The sequence below is a fragment of the Allobosea sp. Root381 genome (assembly GCF_001429395.1).
Lineage (GTDB): Bacteria > Pseudomonadota > Alphaproteobacteria > Rhizobiales > Beijerinckiaceae > Allobosea.
In genome coordinates, this window is record NZ_LMJT01000001.1 from 527519 (window position 1) to 546442 (window position 18924).

Annotated in this window: 14 protein-coding genes; 5 read left to right on the forward strand and 9 right to left on the reverse strand. The window is 68.0% G+C overall.

Annotation, left to right across the window (positions count from 1 at the left end; translation table 11 throughout):
- Positions 1-76: 76 nt before the first annotated feature.
- Positions 77-1417, forward strand: a complete 1341-nt coding sequence (locus tag ASE63_RS02510; RefSeq protein ID WP_056795909.1) for an aspartate aminotransferase family protein — start codon at positions 77-79, stop codon at positions 1415-1417.
- Positions 1418-1661: 244 nt separating this feature from the next.
- Complete coding sequence (locus ASE63_RS02515) at positions 1662-2867, forward strand: ABC transporter substrate-binding protein (protein WP_056795916.1); 1206 nt, start codon at positions 1662-1664, stop codon at positions 2865-2867.
- Here ASE63_RS02515 and ASE63_RS02520 read toward each other — a convergent pair.
- The 5 genes from ASE63_RS02520 to ASE63_RS02540 all read right to left on the reverse strand — a co-directional run bounded on the left by ASE63_RS02520 (position 2857) and on the right by ASE63_RS02540 (position 9442).
- A complete protein-coding gene (locus tag ASE63_RS02520; RefSeq protein ID WP_056795918.1) occupies positions 2857-3366 on the reverse strand; it encodes a peptide deformylase in 510 nt (169 codons plus the stop codon). The two genes, ASE63_RS02515 and ASE63_RS02520, sit on opposite strands and share 11 nt — an antisense overlap.
- 16 nt (positions 3367-3382) lie before the next feature.
- Positions 3383-5587 (reverse strand): FAD-dependent oxidoreductase, encoded by a 2205-nt coding sequence (locus tag ASE63_RS02525; protein WP_056796601.1) that lies wholly within the window; start codon positions 5585-5587, stop codon positions 3383-3385.
- 11 nt (positions 5588-5598) lie between these two features.
- Complete coding sequence (locus tag ASE63_RS02530) at positions 5599-6807, reverse strand: acetyl-CoA C-acetyltransferase (RefSeq protein ID WP_056795922.1); 1209 nt, start codon at positions 6805-6807, stop codon at positions 5599-5601.
- 137 nt (positions 6808-6944) lie between these two features.
- Complete coding sequence (locus ASE63_RS02535; RefSeq protein ID WP_056795926.1) at positions 6945-8741, reverse strand: acyl-CoA dehydrogenase C-terminal domain-containing protein; 1797 nt, start codon at positions 8739-8741, stop codon at positions 6945-6947.
- A 248-nt stretch (positions 8742-8989) separates the two neighbouring features.
- Positions 8990-9442 (reverse strand): MerR family DNA-binding transcriptional regulator, encoded by a 453-nt coding sequence (locus ASE63_RS02540; protein ID WP_244491243.1) that lies wholly within the window; start codon positions 9440-9442, stop codon positions 8990-8992.
- 361 nt (positions 9443-9803) lie between these two features.
- Here ASE63_RS02540 and ASE63_RS02545 point away from each other — a divergent pair, with 361 nt between their 5' ends.
- The 3 genes from ASE63_RS02545 to ASE63_RS02555 all read left to right on the forward strand — a co-directional run bounded on the left by ASE63_RS02545 (position 9804) and on the right by ASE63_RS02555 (position 15141).
- Positions 9804-13157, forward strand: a complete 3354-nt coding sequence (locus ASE63_RS02545) for an SEL1-like repeat protein (protein ID WP_082609578.1) — start codon at positions 9804-9806, stop codon at positions 13155-13157.
- Positions 13158-13435: 278 nt separating this feature from the next.
- Positions 13436-14365, forward strand: a complete 930-nt coding sequence (locus ASE63_RS02550; protein ID WP_056795936.1) for a sulfite exporter TauE/SafE family protein — start codon at positions 13436-13438, stop codon at positions 14363-14365.
- The gene (locus ASE63_RS02555; protein WP_056795939.1) at positions 14362-15141 is read left to right on the forward strand and encodes a TIGR02186 family protein; all 780 of its coding nucleotides are present in this window, start codon (positions 14362-14364) and stop codon (positions 15139-15141) included. Before ASE63_RS02550 ends, ASE63_RS02555 begins: the two co-directional genes overlap by 4 nt.
- 151 nt (positions 15142-15292) lie before the next feature.
- On the opposite strand, the gene glp is transcribed toward ASE63_RS02555, so the two are convergent.
- The 4 genes from glp to fdh3B form a co-directional block, all read right to left on the reverse strand.
- The gene (glp, locus tag ASE63_RS02560; protein ID WP_056795942.1) at positions 15293-16543 is read right to left on the reverse strand and encodes a gephyrin-like molybdotransferase Glp; all 1251 of its coding nucleotides are present in this window, start codon (positions 16541-16543) and stop codon (positions 15293-15295) included.
- Positions 16544-16550: 7 nt separating this feature from the next.
- Positions 16551-17081: a molybdopterin-guanine dinucleotide biosynthesis protein B gene (gene mobB, locus ASE63_RS02565; protein WP_056795945.1), complete on the reverse strand. Its 531-nt coding sequence runs from the start codon at positions 17079-17081 to the stop codon at positions 16551-16553.
- A 102-nt stretch (positions 17082-17183) separates the two neighbouring features.
- Entirely contained in the window at positions 17184-18197 is a 1014-nt protein-coding gene (locus tag ASE63_RS02570) for a formate dehydrogenase subunit gamma (protein WP_056795948.1), read from the reverse strand.
- Between the two features lie 128 nt (positions 18198-18325).
- Positions 18326-18922, reverse strand: a complete 597-nt coding sequence (gene fdh3B, locus ASE63_RS02575) for a formate dehydrogenase FDH3 subunit beta (protein WP_056795959.1) — start codon at positions 18920-18922, stop codon at positions 18326-18328.
- Positions 18923-18924: the final 2 nt, after the last annotated feature.

An 18924-nucleotide genomic window follows, 5' to 3' on the forward strand; every position in this document is an offset into this window, starting at 1 on the left:
GCGTCGCGACGTGCGGGCAATTTACACCCGGTGTCGGACTGTTAGGTTGAAGGAAGATTAATCCCAGGATGATCCGATGACCGCAGCGCCCTCCCCGATCTCGACGCCGAACGACCTCGAAGCCTACTGGATGCCGTTCACCGCGAACCGCGCGTTCAAGACGAACCCGCGGATGGTCGCACGGGCCGAGGGAATGTACTACTATACTCCCGAGGGAAAGCCGGTGATGGACGGCACGGCCGGGCTCTGGTGCTGCAATGCCGGCCATTCGCGCGAGCCCATCATCCAGGCGATCCAGGCCCAGGCGCGCGACCTCGACTACGCCCCATCCTTCCAGTACGGCCATCCGAAGGTCTTCGCTGCCGCAGCCCGCATCGCCGCTCTGGCACCGGGCGACCTCGACCACGTTTTCTTCGCCGGCTCAGGCTCGGAAGCGGCGGACTCGGCACTCAAGATCGCGCTGGCCTACTGGAACGTCTCGGGCAAGGCCGCGAAGACCCGGCTGATCGGCCGCGAGCGCGGCTATCATGGCGTCGGCTTCGGTGGCATCTCGGTCGGCGGCATGTCGAACAACCGCAAGTTCTTCGGCTCGCTGCTCACCGGCGTCGACCACATCGCCCACACCTATGACCGCGAAAAGCAGGCCTTCAGCAAGGGCGAGCCGGAATACGGGGCGCATTTCGCCGATGATCTCGAACGCATCGTCGCGCTGCACGACGCCTCGACCATCGCCGCCGTGATCGTCGAGCCGATGGCGGGCTCGACCGGCGCGCTGCCGCCGCCGAAGGGCTACCTCAAGCGCCTGCGCGAGCTCTGCGACAAGCACGGCATCCTGCTGATCTTCGACGAGGTCATCACCGGCTTCGGCCGCCTCGGCTTCGCCTTCGCCGCCGAGCGCTACGGCGTGATCCCCGACATGATCACCTTCGCCAAGGGCGTGACCTCGGGCACCGTGCCGATGGGCGGCGTGATCGTGCGCAAGCACATCTACGACGCCTTCATGAACGGCCCGGACAACGTCATCGAGCTGTTCCACGGCTACACCTATTCGGGCCATCCGCTCGCGGCCGCCGCCTGTCTCGCCGCGCTCGACATCTATCGCGAGGAAGGTCTGTTCGAGCGGGCGCGCAGCCTGGAAGATGCCTGGGCCGACGCCGTGATGAGCCTGAAGGGCGAGCCGAACGTCGTCGACATCCGCACGCTCGGCCTCGTCGGCGCGGTCGATCTCGCGCCGCGCGCCGAGGGCGTCGGCAAGCGCGGCTTCGAGGTGATCGACCGCGCCTTCCACGAGCACGGGCTGATGATCCGCACCGCCGCCGACACGATCGCCTTCTCGCCGCCGCTGATCATCACCGAGAGCCAGATCGAGGAGCTGATCGGCAAGCTGCGCGCGGTGATCCGCGCCGTGGCGAACTGAGGCGCATTTGTCTCGACGAATTGCGCCGTCATTTCGAAGGGGGCGAGGCCCGCTTTTGCAATGGCGGCGCAAGGCGGTGCCACGCGGGGGAATAAATCACCACCCGCGACAACGCGTGTAGATTCTTGTTCTCTATGGCGAACAATGTCTTTGCTTATCGTTCTTTATTCAGAACGAATGCTTGACCCTCCCTGCGACCATTCCGTAGAGCCTGCGCTCCCTCCGCAGCCCTCTCCGGATCATCATGTCGCTTCGTCTCGCCGCCGCCGGCCTCGCCGCGCTTCTCGTTCCCGCCTTAACCGGCTCGGCCTTCGCCCAGTCACAGAAACCCCTGCGCATCGGCGTTCTCAACGACATGGCCGGCATCTATGCCGACATGGCCGGCCCGGGCTCGGTCATCGCCGCGCAGATGGCGGTCGAGGATTTCGGCGGCGAAGTGCTCGGCCGCAAGATCGAGATCCTCGCCGGCGACCACCAGAACAAGCCGGATGTCGGCTCGGCGCTGGTCAACCGATGGATCGACGAGGACGGCGTCGACGTGATCGCCGACATCCCCACCTCGTCGGTGCTGCTTGGCATCCAGGAGATCGGCCGGCGCAAGAACAAGCTCGTCCTGGCCTCGACCGGCGGCTCCTCCGACTTCACCGGCAAGTTCTGCGCGCCGACCGGCATCCACTGGACCTATGACACCTATGCGCTGGCGGTCGGCACCGGGCTGCCGCTTGCCAAGGAAGGCCCCTGGTTCTTCATCACTGCCGACTACGCCTTCGGGCATGCGCTGGAGCGCGACACTTCCGATGCGGTGAAGAAGGCCGGCGGCACGATCGTCGGCGGCGTCAAGCATCCGCAGGGCACCAGCGACTTCTCCTCCTATCTGCTGCAGGCGCAGAACTCAGGCGCCAAGATGGTCGGCATCGCCTCCTCGGGCGCCGACCAGATCGCCACCATCAAGCAGGCGACGGAATTCGGCCTGCCGCAGACCGGCACCAAGCTTGCCGGCTTGTATCTCCACATCACCGACATCCACGCCATCGGCCTGCAGGATGCGCAGGGGCTGATCCTGACCCAGGCTTTCTACTGGGACCTCAACGAGGAGACCCGTGCCTGGTCGAAGCGCTTCTTCGAGCGCCACAAGGCGATGCCGACCATGGGCCAGGCCGGCACCTACTCCTCGATCCTGCACTATCTCAACGCCGTGAAGGCTGTCGGCACCGCGGAGACCGAGAAGGTCGCTACGCAGATGAAGGCGACGCCGGTCAACGACTTCTTCGCCAAGAACGGCGTGATCCGCGAGGATGGCCGCATGGTGCACGACCTGTATGTGCTCGAGGTCAAGAAGCCGTCGGAGTCCAAGTACCCCTGGGACTACCTCAAGCTGATCCGCACGATCCCCGGCGACCAGGCCTTCCGGCCGCTGGCCGATGGCGAGTGCCCGCTCGTCAAGAAGTAGGGGGCTCCCCTCGCCGCAGCTTGTTGTAGCGCGCAATCACCCTGTCGCGCTTGAGGCGCGACAGGCGGTCGATCCAGAAGATGCCGTCGAGTTGGTCGATCTCGTGCAGATGGCAGACGGCGCGGAAGCCGTCCGCCTCCTCCGTCCGCTCGTTGCCGTCGAGGTCCCGGTAGGTGAGGCGGATGCGGGCGGCACGCTCGATCTCCTCGGTGACGCCCGGCATCGAGACGCTGCCTTCGGTGGCGCGCTGCGTCTCCGGCGAGGACCAGAGCAGCACCGGGTTGACGTAGGTCGAGACCTCCCCCGGCGCGAGTTCCAGCACAACCAGCCGCCGCATCACGCCGAGATGCGGCGCGGTGATGCCGATGCCGGGCGCGGCCCGCATCGTCTCCAGCAGATCCTCCGCAAGGCGGTTCAGAGCGTCGTCGAAATGCTCGACCGGCTCCGCGACCGCGCGCAGACGCGGGTCGGGGAACCGGACGATCGGCAGGATCGCCATGGTCAGAACGCCATGTTCAGGCGGCGACCTTGGCCGCGGCCGCGCCGTAATAGCTCTCACCGGTCTTGGCCATGCGCTTGAGCTGGCGGTTGGGCTTGAAGCGCTCGCCATGCTTCTTCGCCAGCGCCTCGCAGAGCTTCACGAAGGCTGCCGCGCCCATATTGTCGATGAAGGAGAGCGTGCCGCCCGAATAGGGCGCGAAGCCGAAGCCGATGATCGAGCCGACATCGGCCTCGCGCGGATCGGTGACGACGCCTTCCTCATAGGTGCGCGCGGCCTCGAGCGCTTGGGTGACGAGCAGGCGGTTCTTCAGCTCCGCCATGTCGACCTGCTCGGGATCGAGCTGCTTCCCGACGAGATCGGCAAGGCCGGGCCAGAGCCGCTTGGGGCCGGCTTCGGGATAGTCGTAGAAGCCCTTGCCGTTCTTGCGGCCGAGGCGGCCGTGCTTCTCGACCATGTCGGAGAGCAGCTTCTCCTGCGCCGGATCGACCGCGCCTTCGCCGAGTTGGGCCTTCGTCGCCTTCAGCACCTTCCAGGCGAGATCGACCGCGACCTCGTCGTTCAGCGAAAGCGGGCCGACCGGCATGCCGGCCTGCTTGCCGGCGGCCTCGATCATCGCCGGCGGCACGCCCTCCATCAGCATGAGGTGGCCCTCGCGGATGTAGTTGCCGACGCAGCGATTGGCGTAGAAACCGCGCGTGTCGTTGACGACGATCGGCGTCTTCTTGATGGCGCGGACATAGTCCAGCGCCATGGCGAGCGCCTTCTTGCCGGTCTTCTTCGCCATGATGACCTCGACCAGCAGCATCTTCTCGACCGGCGAGAAGAAATGCACGCCGATGAAGTTCTGCGGCCGCTGGCTGGTCTGGGCGAGGCCGGTGATCGGCAATGTCGAGGTGTTGGAGCCGAAAATCGTCTTCGGGCCGACCACGGCCTCGACCTTGGCAATGACCTCGGCCTTGATCTTCGGATCCTCGAAGACGGCCTCGATGACGAGGTCGCAGCCCTTGAGAGCGGCATAGTCGGCGGTCGCGGTGATCCGGCCGAGCAGCGCGTCGCGGTCGGCCGTCTTGGCGCGGCCCTTGCTGATCTGGTCGGAGACGAGCTTGTGCGAATGCGCCTTGCCCTTGTCGGCGGCCTCCTGGTCACGGTCGACGAGCACCACCTCGATGCCGGCCTGCGCCGTGACATAGGCGATGCCGGCGCCCATGAAGCCGGCGCCGACGACGCCGACCTTCTTCAGCTTGCTCGGCGGGATATCGGCCGGACGGCGCGCGCCCTTGTTCAGCTCCTGCATCGAGACGAAGAGCGAGCGGATCATCGAGGCCGCCTCCTTCGTCCGCAGGATCTTTGCGAAGTAGCGGCTCTCGACCTTAAGTCCGAGGTCGATCGGGAGCTGCAGCCCCTCATAGACGGACGAGAGGATCGCGCGGGCGGCCGGATAGTTGTCGTTGGTCTCGCGGCGATAGATCGCGGAGGCAGGCGGCCAGATCTGCATGCCGGCCGGCGAATAGACCTTGTTCGAGGGCAGCTTGAACTTCGGGTCGTCCCAGGGCGCCTTGGCCTGCGGATTGGCCTTGAGCCACTCCTTGGCGGCGGCCACCATCTGGTCCCGCGGCACGGCCGCGTGGACGAGGCCCATATTGCGGGCCGGCAGCGCCTTCAGCTGCTCGCCCTTGAACATCATCTGCAGCGCGTCGCCAGTCTGCATCAGGCGCGCGACGCGCTGGGTGCCGCCGGCTCCCGGAAACAGCCCGACCTTGATCTCGGGCAGGCCGACGCGGGTCGAGGCATCATCCGAGACGACGCGCAGCTGGCAGGCGAGCGCGAGCTCGAAGGCGCCGCCGAGGCAGACGCCATGGATGGCGGCGGCGAAGGGCTTTCCGCAGGTTTCGAGCTTGCGGTAGAGCTGGCTGAGCTTGCGGCTCTCATCGAAGAAGCTCTGCATCGCGACCTGCTCGCCCTTTTCCCTGGCGAGGCGGATATAGAGGTCGCGCAGGCCCTGGAGCATGGTGAGGTCGGCGCCGCCGGAGAAGCTCTCCTTGCCGGAGACGATGACGCAGCCCTTGATGGCTTCGTCGGCGGCGACCTTGTCGACGACCTGGTCGAGCTCGGCCATCACCTCGGGTGTAATGACGTTCATCGAGCGCTCCGGCATGTCCCACGTCAGGGTCGCGATGCCGTCGGAATCGGTCTCGAAGCGGAAATTGGTGAGGTTCATCGTCATTCTCCTCAAACCCGCTCGATGATGGTGGCGACGCCCATGCCGGCGGCGACGCAGAGCGTCACCAGCGCGGTGCTCTTGTCCGTGCGCTCCAACTCGTCGAGGGCTGTACCGAGGACCATCGCCCCGGTCGCGCCGAGCGGGTGACCCATCGCGATCGCGCCGCCATTCACGTTCAGGATTTCGTCGTCGATGTCGAAGGCCTGCTGGTAGCGCAGCACGACCGAGGAGAAGGCCTCGTTCAGCTCGAACAGATCGATGTCGTCGATGGTCATGCCGGCCTTGCGCAGGACCAGTTCGGTGACGTCGACCGGCCCGGTCAGCATCAAAGCGAGGTCGGAGCCGATGGTCGCGAAGGCCTTGATGCGGGCCCGGGGCTTGAGACCGGCGGCCCGGCCGACCTTCTTCGACCCGACGAGGACCGCCGCCGCACCGTCGACGATGCCGGACGAGTTGCCGGCGTGATGGACGTGGTTGACGAACTCGACATCCGGATGAGCCGCCGTCGCGACGGCATCGAAGCCGCCCATCTCGCCCATCTGGACGAAGGAGGCCTTCAGCGCGGCAAGCGCCTGCATGTCGGTGCTGGGGCGGATGGTCTCGTCGCGGTCGAGCAGGATCAGCCCGTTGACGTCGGTGACCGGGATCACCGAGTTCTTGAAGCGGCCGGCCTCCCAGGCGGCGGCGGCGCGCTTGTGCGAGCGCACGGCATAGGCATCGACATCGTCGCGAGAGAAGCCGTATTTCGTCGCGATCAGATCGGCCGACACGCCCTGCGGCATGAAATAGGTATCGATGGCGACGGAAGGGTCGCAGGCGATGGCGAAGCCCGAGGCGCCCATGCCGACGCGGCTCATGCTTTCGACGCCGCCGCCGATCGCCATCTCCTTCTGGCCGGACATCACCTGCGCCGCAGCGAGATTCACCGCATCGAGACCCGAGGCGCAGAAGCGGTTGATTTGCACACCCGGCACCTCCTTGCCGTAGCCGGCCTTGAGCGCGACCGTGCGGGCGATGTCGGCGCCGGCCTCGCCGACCGGGTCGACGCAGCCGAAGACGACGTCCTCGACCAGCTTCGGATCGAGATCGTTGCGGCTCTTGATGGCGCGGAGCGCCTGGGTGCCGAGTTCGATCGCCGTGACCTCGTGCAGGGAGCCGTCAGGCTTGCCCTTGCCGCGCGGCGTGCGGACATGGTCGTAGATGAATGCGTCTGCCATCGAGGGCCTCCCGGGCTGACCGCTGCCAAGCGGCTCGTTCTCGTGCCGGACGTCATGGTCGGGCTTGCCCCGACCATCTCGTCATCCAGCGGGTTCTGCAAGAGATGGTCGGGTCAAGCCCGACCATGACCGCGTGTTCAGAACTGGTCCGCGCTCAGCGCCATAGTCGAATCCGCGCCCGAGGTGATCCGGGCCAGATGCGCCGCCGTCTCTGGCAGGCTGCGCTCCATGAAGAAGCGCGCCGTCACCAGCTTGGCGTTCAGCCGCTCGCTCGCGCCGTCGGCGCCGGCCGCGAGCTTGTCCTGCGCGACCTTCGCCATCCGCGCCCACATGTAGCCGAGCGAGACCAGGCCGAGCAGGTGCATGAAATCGGTCGCGCCCGCGCCGGCATTGTCGGGCTTGGCGAGGGCGTTGTTCATGAACCACATCGCCGCTTGTTGCAGGTGGCCCAATGAGACCTGGAGAGGCCCGAGCAGAGGCTTCAGCGCCTCGTCCTCGACGTTCTCCTTGAGGAAGCCGCCGACCTCATTGAAGAAGGCCATCACCGCGCGCCCGCCGTCGCGGCCGAGCTTGCGGCCGACGAGGTCCATCGCCTGCACGCCGTTGGCGCCCTCATAGATCATGGCGATTCGGGCGTCGCGCACGAACTGCTCCATGCCGTGCTCGGCGATATAGCCATGGCCGCCGAACATCTGCTGGGCCTTCACCGCATTGTCGAAGCCGATGTCGGTGAGCACGCCCTTGAGCACCGGCGTCATCAGGCCGAGCTGGTCCTCAGCTGCCTGACGCTCGGCCGCGTCGCCAGAGCGATGCGCGACGTCGGACTGGATCGCGTTCCAGAGCATGAAGGCGCGCGCGGCCTCGTTGAAGGCCTTGATCGACATCAGCGTGCGGCGGACATCCGGGTGGACGATGATCGGGTCGGCCGGTTTGTCGGCGGCCTTCGGGCCGGTCAGCGCCCTGCCCTGCAGGCGCTCCTTCGCATAGGCGACGGCGTTCTGATAGGCGACCTCGGACTGGGCCAGCCCCTGGATCGCGACGCCGAGGCGGGCCTCGTTCATCATCACGAACATGGCGTTGAGGCCCTTGTTCTCCGTGCCGATGAGCCAGCCCTGCGCGCCGTCATAATTCATGACGCAGGTCGCGTTGCCGTGGATGCCCATCTTGTGCTCGATCGAGCCGCAGGAGACGTGGTTGTTCGCGCCGATGGAGCCGTCCGCGCCGATCGCGTTGCGCGGCACGACGAAGAGCGAGATGCCCTTGGTGCCGGCCGGCGCGCCTTCGATGCGGGCGAGCACGAGATGGATGATGTTCTCGGTGATGTCCTGCTCGCCGGCCGAGATGAAGATCTTGGTGCCGGTGATGGCGTAGGAGCCGTCAGCCTGCGGCACGGCCTTGGTCTTGATCAGGCCTAGATCCGTGCCGCAATGCGGCTCGGTCAGGTTCATCGTGCCCGACCAGACGCCCTCGATCATCTTCGGAAGATAGATGCGCTTCTGCTCGTCGCTGCCATGGACATGGAGCGCCGCGATCGCACCCATGGTGAGGCCCGGATACATCGCGAAAGCCATGTTGGCCGCGGAGGAATATTCGTTCATCACGGCGCCCAGCGTGTAGGGCAGGCCCTGGCCGCCATACTCCGGGTCCATGGCCAGACCGATCCAGCCGGCGCCGGCATAGGCCTCGTGCGCCGCCTTGAAGCCCTTCGGGGTCGAGACCGTGCCATCGGGATGGCGCACGCAGCCCTCGCGATCGCCCGACATGTTCAAAGGCTGGAGGATCTCCTCGCAGACCTTCGCCCCCTCGCTCAGCACCGCCTCCAGCACGTCCGGCGTGGCATCCGCGAAGCCCGGCAGGTTGTTGTAGCGGCCGATGTTGAAGACGTCGTTCAGGAGAAAGAGCGTGTCCTCGACGGGGGCCTTGTAGACCGGCATGGCGCTTTTCCTCCCTGACGCTGCCGCCCGCTCGTGCAGGCTACCTTATTGTTCATATATAAACTATTCCGACGCCATCGCAAAGGGGCAGGCGGGAACTTTGCGCGGCCACGTCCGCGACGCACGCCTGGCAGGGGCCCAAAACAGAAAAAAGCCCCGGCCGGGAGGCCGAGGCTTTGTCATGACGAGCCTGGATGTCCGGGCGCGACCGCCCTCGAGACTCAGCCTTGGAGCGCAGCTCTTGGAAGTCAGCTCTTGGCGAAGCGCGCGGCCGAGGCCTCGAGCTCGGCGATGGCGCTGTCGATCTCTTCGCGCTGCGCGCGCAGCAGCTCAAGCTGCTCGACGACCTGCTCACGGCTGAGCTGCAGCCCGCCGACGCTGGCCGCACCGGCCTCGGCGCCCTTCTTCTCCTCATTGGCGAGCATCGCGCGGATCTCGACCAGGGTGAAGCCGAGCTGCTTGCCCTTGAGGATCAGCGCGAGCCGGGCCCGGTCGCGGCCGGAATAGATGCGGGTCATGCCGGAGCGAGCCGGCGAGAGCAGGCCGCGTGACTCGTAGAAGCGCAGCGTGCGCAGCGTCACGCTGAAGTCACGGGCGAGATCGCTGATGGTGAAGCCGCCGGCATCCTCCGATTCGACGACGTTGATCGAGCGGCCTTCAAGAGTCGAAGCGGCCGCCATAGCGCTGCTTTGGCGTGACATTTGGGTACATTCCTTGACGTGGATGAGGCGCCCGTCGGCAACGCGACGCGGCGGCGATCGATGACCGGGAGATAGGTCAGCCCATCCCCTAACGTCAGGTAATGTCCCCCTGCCGTGGGGTAAGTTACGGTTATGCGGGCTGCCCGGCAGCGCCATCAGGCCGGCGTTCGCACAAAATTAACGGATCGTGGCCGGATTTTAACCCGCTGTTTACTACGCCAGCCAAAAAGTCGGCCTCGCGGATCGGCGTCGCCGGCGCGGCAACGCTTCTTAAAGTGTCGCCGAATCCGCGGCGAAGGGGCGGCATTCGGGGCCTGCACCTTCCGCCCGAGACCCCAAGCCCCCGTAGGCGAGCGTGATCATGGCCAATAGCTTGCCCTGGAGCGTGAAGGGCGTGGACCCCCGTACCCGCGATGCCGCGAAGGCTGCCGCCCGCCGCGCCGGGATGACGCTCGGCGAATGGCTGGACCATAAGCTGGGCGAAGAATCCGCGCCGGAGCAACTCGACATCGCCGCGCTGTCCGACCGTCTTGCGCGTCTCGCCCAGAGCCAGATGGAAACGGCGCCGCAGCACCCTGTCGGCCCGGGCGGAAGCACATCCCTGCCTTCGCGTTCGGAGATCGACGCGGTTCTCGCCCAGGCCGCGAGCATCGAGAAGCTGACGCGCGAATCAAGCGCCAGGACGGCCGGTGCGCTCGAATCGATCACGCGCTGGATCGAGAAGGCCGAAGGCCGGATGAGCAGCGGCGAACGGGCCGCGGCGGAACGCCAGGAGCGCGCGACCAGCGTCATCGCCGACGCCATCAAGACCATGGGCGATCGCCTCGCTGAGATCGAGCGCGGATCGGGCGAGGCGCTAGCCGTTCGTGCCGCTCGACAGGAGCAGGCGCCCCGCCTCGCCTTCAGCCGTGACGGCCTCGCCGCCGCGGTGACCGACATCCGCACCCGCCAGCGCACGCTCGATGGCGACGACGCCACGCCTGCGCGCCAGCAGCCGATGAGCGAGAGCCGGATCGCCGCGCTGCGCGACGATCTGCGGGAGCTCAGTGCCCGTATCGCGCCGCAGGCTCCCCGCGGGCAGCGTCCGGCCGCGCCAACGCCTGCGCCCGTACCCGCGTCGACGGCATTCGAAGCGCAGTTCGGCCAGATCGAGGCGATGCTCGCCGAGCTTGGCGGGCGCATCGATCAGCGCGACCGGTTCGACCCGGTTCTGAAACCGCTCGCCCGCATCGAGACCGAGGTGTCCCGTCTGGCGCGCGACCGCTCGGACGAGGGCTATCAGCGGATCGAGCTGGAGATCTCGCATCTGGCCGCCAAGGTCGATGCGCTTGCCGCGCGCGGCAGCGACCGCACGATGCTCGCCCCCGTGCTGCGCGACATCGGCGAGCTGCGCGACATGCTCGCCTCGGGCGGCGAGGAAGCCCGGCTTTCCGAACTGTCGCAACAGGTTTCCGGGCTCTCTTTCGAGATCAACCGTCTGCGCGATAACCAGCCCGACGGGCACGAACTGCGCAGCCTTGCCGTCTCGGTGGACGAGATCCGCGATGCCTTCCGCCAGGGAAGCGGGCCGGCACGATTGCAGGACCTGGAACCGCTCGCGGCGCTCTCGCTCCAGATCGAAGGTCTTGCTGGCAAGCTCGACACCTTCCCGGACAACCAGATCGAGAGCCGGATCGATTCGCTGCAGCACCGCATCGAGGCCCTGACGGAGACGGGGGCCGCCGGGCTGACCCAGCAGATCGAGGCGTTGGCCGGGCGCGTCGAGAGTCTCGCAGTCGCGAACAGCGTCGTCCATAAGCTCGGCGAGGGCCAGGCCCTGACCGTAGCGCAGGTCGATCTCGGGCCAGTCGAGGCGATGCTGCGCAAGCTTGCCGACAAGATCGACGAAGCCGGCCGGCCCGGCGCGGATTCGGGCGCCTTCGATGCGCTCGAGCAGCAGATCTCCGGGCTTGCCCAGCGGCTCGACGAAGCCGCCGCGACGCGCTCCGCCGAGAGCGGCATGGAACGGACGCTGCAGGACCTCGTCGTACATCTGCGCTCGATGCGCGAGGAAACGACCGAAGCCGCCGCGCGCGCCGCACGGACCGCCATGTCGGACCATCTGGGCAGGGTGGCGCCGCCGCAAAGCGGCCTCGCCGAACTCAGCACGCTGGTTTCGGGCCTGCACCAGAGCCACGTCTCGAGCGGCCGCGAGACGCAGGATGCGATCGGCGCGGTCCATCGGACGCTCGAGACAATCATCTCCCGGCTTTCGAGCCTCGAGGCCGAGCTCGTCGCGGACCGGCAGCCTGCCGCGCCTGCCGCACGCATGCCGATGCCGCCGCGCATCGCCGACGCCGGGCAGCTTGCCGTCAAGGCGCCCGCCATGCCCGCGGCGATGAGTCTCGACAAGGAAGACCGCATCGCCGCTTCCGGACGCAGCACTGCTGCGCCCAAGGCCGAGCCTGCGATCACGCCGCCGCTCGCAGCTGCCCTGGACCTGCCGCTGGAGCCGGGCTCCGGCCGGCCGCGCCCCGACTCCGCTCTCGCCGGCGGGCATGATCCCCAGTCGGTCCGGCAGAACCTGATCGCGGCCGCCAGGCGTTCCGCAAGGGCCGCCGCGGAAGCCGCCGCCGCTCCCGCCGCCGAACCGGAAGCCGCAAAGGGCGGCAACCGGCTCAAGGAGATACTGGAGAAGCGCAAGCGGCCGCTGCTGCTCGGCCTCGCCGCCCTGGTGCTCGCTCTCGGCACCGCTCATCTCGTCAACGGCACGCTGAAGAAGTCCCGCAGCGCGAATGTCGGCGAAGCCGTACAGAGCCCGATCGCCCCGCAGCAGCAGGCACCGGCCGAGACGCCGGCCGAAAAGCCGGCCAACGACCAGTCGTCGGCGCTGCCGCCCGGCCCCGTGAACCCGGCGTCGCCCACTCCGGCCGCTGCCCTCCCGCAGCCGGGAGCTGAGAGCGCGACCGCCCAGCCGCAGCCGCCCGCGAGCGCAGCCGCCGAGGCGCCGCTTCCCGAGCCTGTCCAGGCCGTGACCGGCCTCGGCGAACTGCCGGCCGGCCTCGGCAGCCCCGGCCTGCGCAAGGCGGCCCTCGAGGGCAACGCCCGCGCCGTCTACGAGCTGGCGAGCCGGTCCGCCGACGGCCAGGGCGCCCCGCGCGATCCCAAGCTCGCGCTGCGCCTGTTCGAACGGGCTGCTGTGGCCGGTCTCGCGCCGGCGCAGTTCCGCCTCGGCAACATGTTCGAGAAGGGCATCGGGACCGAGCGGGACCTCTCGCTCGCCCGGGTCTGGTACATGCGCGCCGCCGAGCGGGGCAACGCCAAGGCGATGCACAATCTCGCCGTGCTGCATGCCGAGGGCGTTTCCGGGAAGCCCGACTACGCCACGGCCAGCGAGTGGTTCCGCCGCGCCGCCGAGTTCGGCGTGCGCGACAGCCAGTACAATCTCGCGGTCCTGCTCGAGCGCGGCCTCGGCGGCCCGCCCGATCTCGCCCAGTCCTATCTCTGGTTCACGGTGGGCGCGAGCCAGGGCGACGAAGACGCCGCCCGCAAGCGAGACGAAGTCGGGCAGCGACTCGGCACGACCGACCTCGCCGCCGCCAAGGCCGAGGCCGCGAACTGGCGGCCGAAGACGCTTGATCTCGCCGCCAACGAGGTCACGCCGCCCGCCAAGGGCTGGGACGAGACGCCGACGGCGGCCGCCGCGAAGAAGCCCGCCCGACCGGCGCGCAGCTAGTGCGGCCGTTTCCGCGAGGAACCCCTCCGTCTTTCCGGGGCAGGCCGCAGGCCTGAGCCCGGAATGACGGCGCTGTTCGGGAGAATGCAAGCCCCGCGACAGCCCGGCCCGTCATGGTTTCGACGCGTTGGCGCGCCATCAGGACGAACGCCCTGCCGGTCGCAGGTCGAGGTGCCATGGCTCCGCCGCCAGAGCACCTTGCCTTAACCCTATCGGCGCATAGTCGCACGAGCCTGCGCCCATTCCTCGATTGGCGCAGCGCTCGATGAGGAGCTGCGGTGCAGATCTACCTACCGATCGCTGAACTGCCGATCAGCATCCTGACGGTGCTGGGCCTCAGCGGCGCGGTCGGCTTCATCTCCGGACTCTTCGGCGTCGGTGGTGGCTTCCTGCTGACACCGCTGCTGATCTTCCTCGACATCCCGCCGGCCGTCGCCGTCGCCACCGTCGCGGCGCAGGTCGCCGGCTCGTCGACCACCGGCGTCCTGACCTACTGGCGAAGGCGTGCGCTGGACCTCAGGCTCGGCGGCATCCTCGTCTCCGGCGGCATCGTCGGCACGCTGCTCGGCGTGCTGTTCTTCAACTCGATGCGCCGCCTCGGCCAGCTCGAGCTCGTCATCACGCTGTCCTACGTCACGCTGTTCAGCATCATCGGCGGGCTGATGCTCTACGACGCCGTGCGGGCCCTGATGCGCGTCCGGGCGGGGAAGCCCGCGCGGCTCAGGCGCCGGGCGGGAACGCATCCCTGGTGGATGGGCCTGCCCTGGCGGATGCGCTTCCCGCATTCGCAGCTCTATTGCAGCGTCATCCCGATCGCGGGGCTCGCCGTGGTGATCGGCTTCATCGGCGCCGTGCTCGGCGTCGGCGGCGGCTTCATCCTGGTGCCGGCGCTGATCTATTTCTTCCGCATTCCGACTGCCGTCGTCGTCGGCACCTCGCTGTTCCAGATCCTGGTGACGATGTCGGGCGCCACCATCCTGCACGCGCTGACCAACCAGTCGGTCGATCTCGTTCTGGCGCTGCTGCTGCTGCTCGGCGGCGTGATCGGCGCGCAGTTCGGCGGGCGCGCGGCGCGAAACCTGAACGTCGAATCCTTCCGGCTGCTCCTGGCACTGCTGATCCTCTCGGTCGGCCTGCGCTTCGCCATCGAGCTGTTCATCCCGCCGGGCGAACCGTTCTCGGTCGTGCTGACGGAGAGCCCGCGATGAGCCCGGCCGCACGCATCGCGGCGCTGCTGGCGCTCGCGCTCGCCGCCTTCGCGACAGCACCGCTGCGCGCCGAGTCGCTGATCGCGGCGATGTCGAGCCACCAGATCCAGATCACCTCGAACTATACCGGCAGCCAGCTCACGGTTTTCGGCGTGGTCGAACGCGAGGGCCGCACGGCCGCACGCGGCGACCCCTACGACATCGTCGTCACGGTTCGTGGGCCACGGCAGATGCTGCTGGTGCGCGAAAAGGAGCGGATGGGCCCGATCTGGATCAACCGCACCCAGCGGCGCTTCCCCGAGGGCTCGATCTTCCTGCTGGTGGCGAGCAACCGGCCGCTCAGCGAGATCATGACGGAGGACGTGGCGCGGCGCGAGCGCATCGGGCTGGAGAACGCCCAGCGGCCGAAGGATGCCCCCTTCGCCCTCGATGCGACCACAGCTCGCTTCCAGGAGGGGCTGATCCGCATCCTGAGCGAGAAGGGCCTCTATTCCACCGAGGATCGTGGCGTCACCTTCCTCTCCGGCACCCTGTTCAGCGCACCGATCAACGTCCCGGCGACGGCGCCCACGGGCTCCTACGACATCGACATCGTGCTCTATGCCGGCGGCGTGCCGCTCGCGCGGCAGAGCACCAATTTCGAGGTGGTGAAGAGCGGCATGGAGCAGCGCCTGGCCTCCGCGGCGCATGAGCTTCCGCTGCCGTACGGCCTCGTGACGGTGCTGGTGGCGCTGCTGCTGGGCTGGCTCGCCAGCGTCGTGTTCCGGCGCGACTGAGCGCTCTCCGACAAGACCGGGCTGACCGATTGCGGATTGCGAGCGCCAGCGAAGCAATCCAGTGTCGTAGCGCTCTACGCCCCCCTGGATTGCTTCGTCGCTGACGCTTTTCGCAATGACGGCAAGTGACGCGCCGCGAACTCCCGCCGGCTCAGCCGACGAGCAACCCATAGTCGAGGAAGGGCACCACCGTTCCCTCGGAAATGGTGGTCAGGTCCTCCGCCAGCTCGACCAGGCCGTCCGTGCGGGTGAGCGAGGTCAGTACGCCCGCCCCGTCCTGGGGGTGCTTGCGGGCGACCATGACGCCGTCCGCCGCCGGCTCCAGCGAGACGCGTACATATTCGCGCCGCCCCTCCTTCTTGCGATAGGTGAAGCCGAGCCGCACTGGCAGCGCGACCGGCCGCGCCGGTTCCGTGCCGGCGAGCCGCGCGATCATCGCCCGCGCCACGAAGGCGAAGGTGACGAAGACGGCGACGGGATTGCCCGGCAGGCCGATGAAGGGCGTGGCACCGAGCCGACCCAGCGCCACCGGCCGGCCCGGCTTGATGCCGATGCGCCAGAAGGCGAGCTCCCCTGCCCGCTCGACGACGGCCTTGACGTGATCCTCCTCGCCGGTCGAGACGCCACCCGAGGTGAGCACGAGGTCGCAGCCGCGCGCCGCTTCCGCAAGCTGCCGGGACAGGCTGTCGCGCTCGTCGCGCAGGATGCCGAGATCGATCACCTCCGCTCCCGCCCGGACGATCATGGCGCGCAGCAAGGCGCGGTTGGCGTCGTAGATCGCAGCGGGGGCAAGCGGCGCACCCGGCTCCATCAATTCGTCGCCCGTCGAGAAGATCGCGACCCGGGGCCGGCGGCGCACGCCGACCTCGGTCACGCCGAGCGCCGAGAGCAGCGCCAAGTCCTGCGGGCGCAGGCGGGTGCCGGCCTTCGCCGCGAGCGCGCCGCGCGCGATGTCCTCGCCGGCCGGGCGGGCATTGGCGCCGCGCGCGAGACCGGACGGCAGGATCGCGACGCCGTCTTCCAGCGCGACATCCTCCTGCATGAAGACCGTATCCGCGCCGGGCGGCATCGGCGCCCCGGTGAAGACGCGCACCGCGACACCCTTCGTCGTCACGCCATCCGCATCAACACCGGCCGCGACGCGGCCCGCGACCGGAAGCCGCGTCTCCCCCGCGGTCAGGTCGGCAAAGCGCACGGCATAGCCATCGACGGCGGAATTCGCGAAGGGCGGCAGGTCGAGCGGGGCCGCGACTTCCTCGGCCAGCACGCGGCCATCCGCCTCCGCGAGGGCGATCCGTTCCGTCCCGGCCACCGGCCCTACCAGGGCCGCGACGCGCGCGCCGGCCTCTTCCAGCGTCATCAATGTGCCGAAGGCCTCGGCGTCCCTGCTCAACTGCGCCATGGCTTGATTACTCCTGCCCGCCGGCGCGTGCCAGCACCGCCGCGAGCGGCTCGGCCCGCGCCAGGATGATATCGGCAATGGCCGCGACATCGTCGATGTGGACGACCGGCCGCCCGGCCTCGGGGAAACCGATGTCGCTGGCAATCGCGACGATCGAGGGGTCCCCCGGATGCAGCGGCGGCTTGCCGTTGGCGGAGCGGTGGATCTCGATCTTGACGTGCGGTTGCCGCTTGAAGCCCTCGACGATGACGAGATCGACCGGCGAGAGGCGGGCGAGGAGCTCCGGCAGCGTCGCCTCGGCTTCGCCCCGCAATTCGCGCATCAGCGCCCAGCGGCGTTCCGATGTGATCAGGACCTCACGCGCGCCAGCCTCGCGATGCGCATAGGAATCCTTGCCGGGCGTGTCGAGATCGAAGGCGTGATGGGCGTGCTTGATGGTCGAGACGGAGACGCCGCGCCCGGCCAATTCGGGTAACAGGCGGGTCAGCATGGTGGTCTTGCCCGCGCCGCTCCACCCCGCCAGACCGATCACGCGCATCGAGAGCCTTCATCCAAAAGAAAAACCGGGCGCCTTCGCGCCCGGTTGTCTTCGGTCAGGTTGGGTGGCCGGGTCAAGCAGCCGGGCCGGGGTGCGACGCCATCACTCGGCCGGCTGAAGCCGCGGCCCGCCGGGGGCGACTTGGCCCTTGCGCATTTCCTCCTCGACCCAGAGCGAATGATGCGCCTTGGCCCAGTTGAGATCGACCTCGCCGGACCCCATCGCATCGAAGGCGCCCTCCATGCCGATGGTGCCGATATAGATGTGGCCGAGAATGGCCGCGATGATCAGCACCGAGACGATGCCGTGCACGACGTTCCAGAACTGCAGGTTCAGGACGCCGCCCGCGAGCGCCGGGAAGATGAGGAAGAAGCCGGATACCGAGAGCGCGGCACCGCCCAGCACCACGACCCAGAACAGGGCCTTCTGGCCGCCGTTGAACCGCTGTGCCGGCGGATGGCCCTTGCCGACGATGCCGCCGCCGGCGAGGAACCAGCGGATATCGACCATGTTCGGGATGTTGTCCTTGATCCAGACGACGAACATCAGCGCGATGCCGAGCATGAAGGGCCAGGCCAGGAAGTTGTGCGCCCATTTCGCCGCCACCGACAGGTTGGTGAAGGCCTGCGGGCCGACCAGCGGCAGCAGCAGGTGCTTGCCGACAGTGACGTTGAGGCCGGAGAGCGCGAGCAGGATGAAGCAGGCCGCGGTCAGCCAATGCATGAAGCGCTCGAAGCCGTTGAAGCGCGTGAGCGTCCGCCCGGCCGGGCCGGCCTCGGTGCGGACGCGTCCGCGGATCAGGTAGAAGGCGACGAGGACGGCGAGCATGCCGAGGATGCCGATGGCCGTGATGCGCAGCATCGTGCCCTGGTGGAACGCGCGCCAATCACGGCCGGCCGGCCGCTCGAGCGTCGCCGCCCGCTGGTCGGGAATGCTGATGCGGCCCTGCAGCTCGGCCTGCGGATTGTTTTTCAGCGCATCGAGGAACTGCCGCTCCTGGACGGCCTGAGCGGTCGGGTTGACCTGCTGTTGCGCCAGGGCCGGAACGGCCACCGCCGCGGCGAACGTCAGCAGCAAGGCTGCTGTAAGGAGACGAAGGACAGCGCCGAAACGCATTGCGAAAATCCTTTCCCGAGGACAGGTCCCGAGGAGCCGTTTCGTTTCATGGCAACGTTCCGAAGCGGTCTCCGGACGTTCAGGACACCGCCATGGCTCACCCGGAAGGGAGGCCGCGACGGCGCCGATCAGATGGCGATCGTTTCCTTGTAGGCGGTCTGCCAACCCCAGGCGCCCGAGCCATAGCCGCGCTTCACCACCCGCTCCTTGTAGATCTGGGCGATGATCTCGCCGTCGCCTGCGAGCAGGGACTTGGTCGAGCACATCTCGGCGCAGAGCGGCAGCTTGCCCTCGGCCAGGCGGTTCGAGCCGTATTTCTGGAACTCGGCCGGCGAGAGATCGGCTTCCGGCCCGCCGGCGCAGAAGGTGCACTTGTCCATCTTGCCGCGCGTGCCGAAGTTGCCGATTTTCGGATATTGCGGGGCGCCAAAGGGGCAGGCGTAGAAGCAGTAGCCGCAGCCGATGCAGAGATCCTTGCTGTGCAGGACCACGCCGTCGGCAGTGTTGTAGAAGCAGTCCACCGGGCACACGGCCATGCAGGGCGCATCCGTGCAGTGCATGCAGGCCATCGAGATCGAGCGCTCGCCGGGCTTGCCGTCATTGATGGTGACGACGCGGCGGCGGTTGATGCCCCAGGGCACCTCGTTCTCGTTCTTGCAGGCGGTGACGCAGGCGTTGCATTCGATGCAGCGGTCAGCGTCGCAGAGGAATTTCATCCGGGCCATGG

Bases quoted from the DNA above. Each gene is read 5' to 3' on its own strand.
- ASE63_RS02510 (WP_056795909.1), top strand. From the start codon at position 77: ATGACCGCAGCGCCCTCCCCGATCTCGACGCCGAACGACCTCGAAGCC.
- ASE63_RS02515 (WP_056795916.1), top strand. From the start codon at position 1,662: ATGTCGCTTCGTCTCGCCGCCGCCGGCCTCGCCGCGCTTCTCGTTCCC.
- ASE63_RS02520 (WP_056795918.1), bottom strand. From the start codon at position 3,366: ATGGCGATCCTGCCGATCGTCCGGTTCCCCGACCCGCGTCTGCGCGCG.
- ASE63_RS02525 (WP_056796601.1), bottom strand. From the start codon at position 5,587: ATGAACCTCACCAATTTCCGCTTCGAGACCGATTCCGACGGCATCGCG.
- ASE63_RS02530 (WP_056795922.1), bottom strand. From the start codon at position 6,807: ATGGCAGACGCATTCATCTACGACCATGTCCGCACGCCGCGCGGCAAG.
- ASE63_RS02535 (WP_056795926.1), bottom strand. From the start codon at position 8,741: ATGCCGGTCTACAAGGCCCCCGTCGAGGACACGCTCTTTCTCCTGAAC.
- ASE63_RS02540 (WP_244491243.1), bottom strand. From the start codon at position 9,442: ATGTCACGCCAAAGCAGCGCTATGGCGGCCGCTTCGACTCTTGAAGGC.
- ASE63_RS02545 (WP_082609578.1), top strand. From the start codon at position 9,804: ATGGCCAATAGCTTGCCCTGGAGCGTGAAGGGCGTGGACCCCCGTACC.
- ASE63_RS02555 (WP_056795939.1), top strand. From the start codon at position 14,362: ATGAGCCCGGCCGCACGCATCGCGGCGCTGCTGGCGCTCGCGCTCGCC.
- glp (WP_056795942.1), bottom strand. From the start codon at position 16,543: ATGGCGCAGTTGAGCAGGGACGCCGAGGCCTTCGGCACATTGATGACG.
- mobB (WP_056795945.1), bottom strand. From the start codon at position 17,081: ATGCGCGTGATCGGTCTGGCGGGGTGGAGCGGCGCGGGCAAGACCACC.
- ASE63_RS02570 (WP_056795948.1), bottom strand. From the start codon at position 18,197: ATGCGTTTCGGCGCTGTCCTTCGTCTCCTTACAGCAGCCTTGCTGCTG.
- fdh3B (WP_056795959.1), bottom strand. From the start codon at position 18,922: ATGGCCCGGATGAAATTCCTCTGCGACGCTGACCGCTGCATCGAATGC.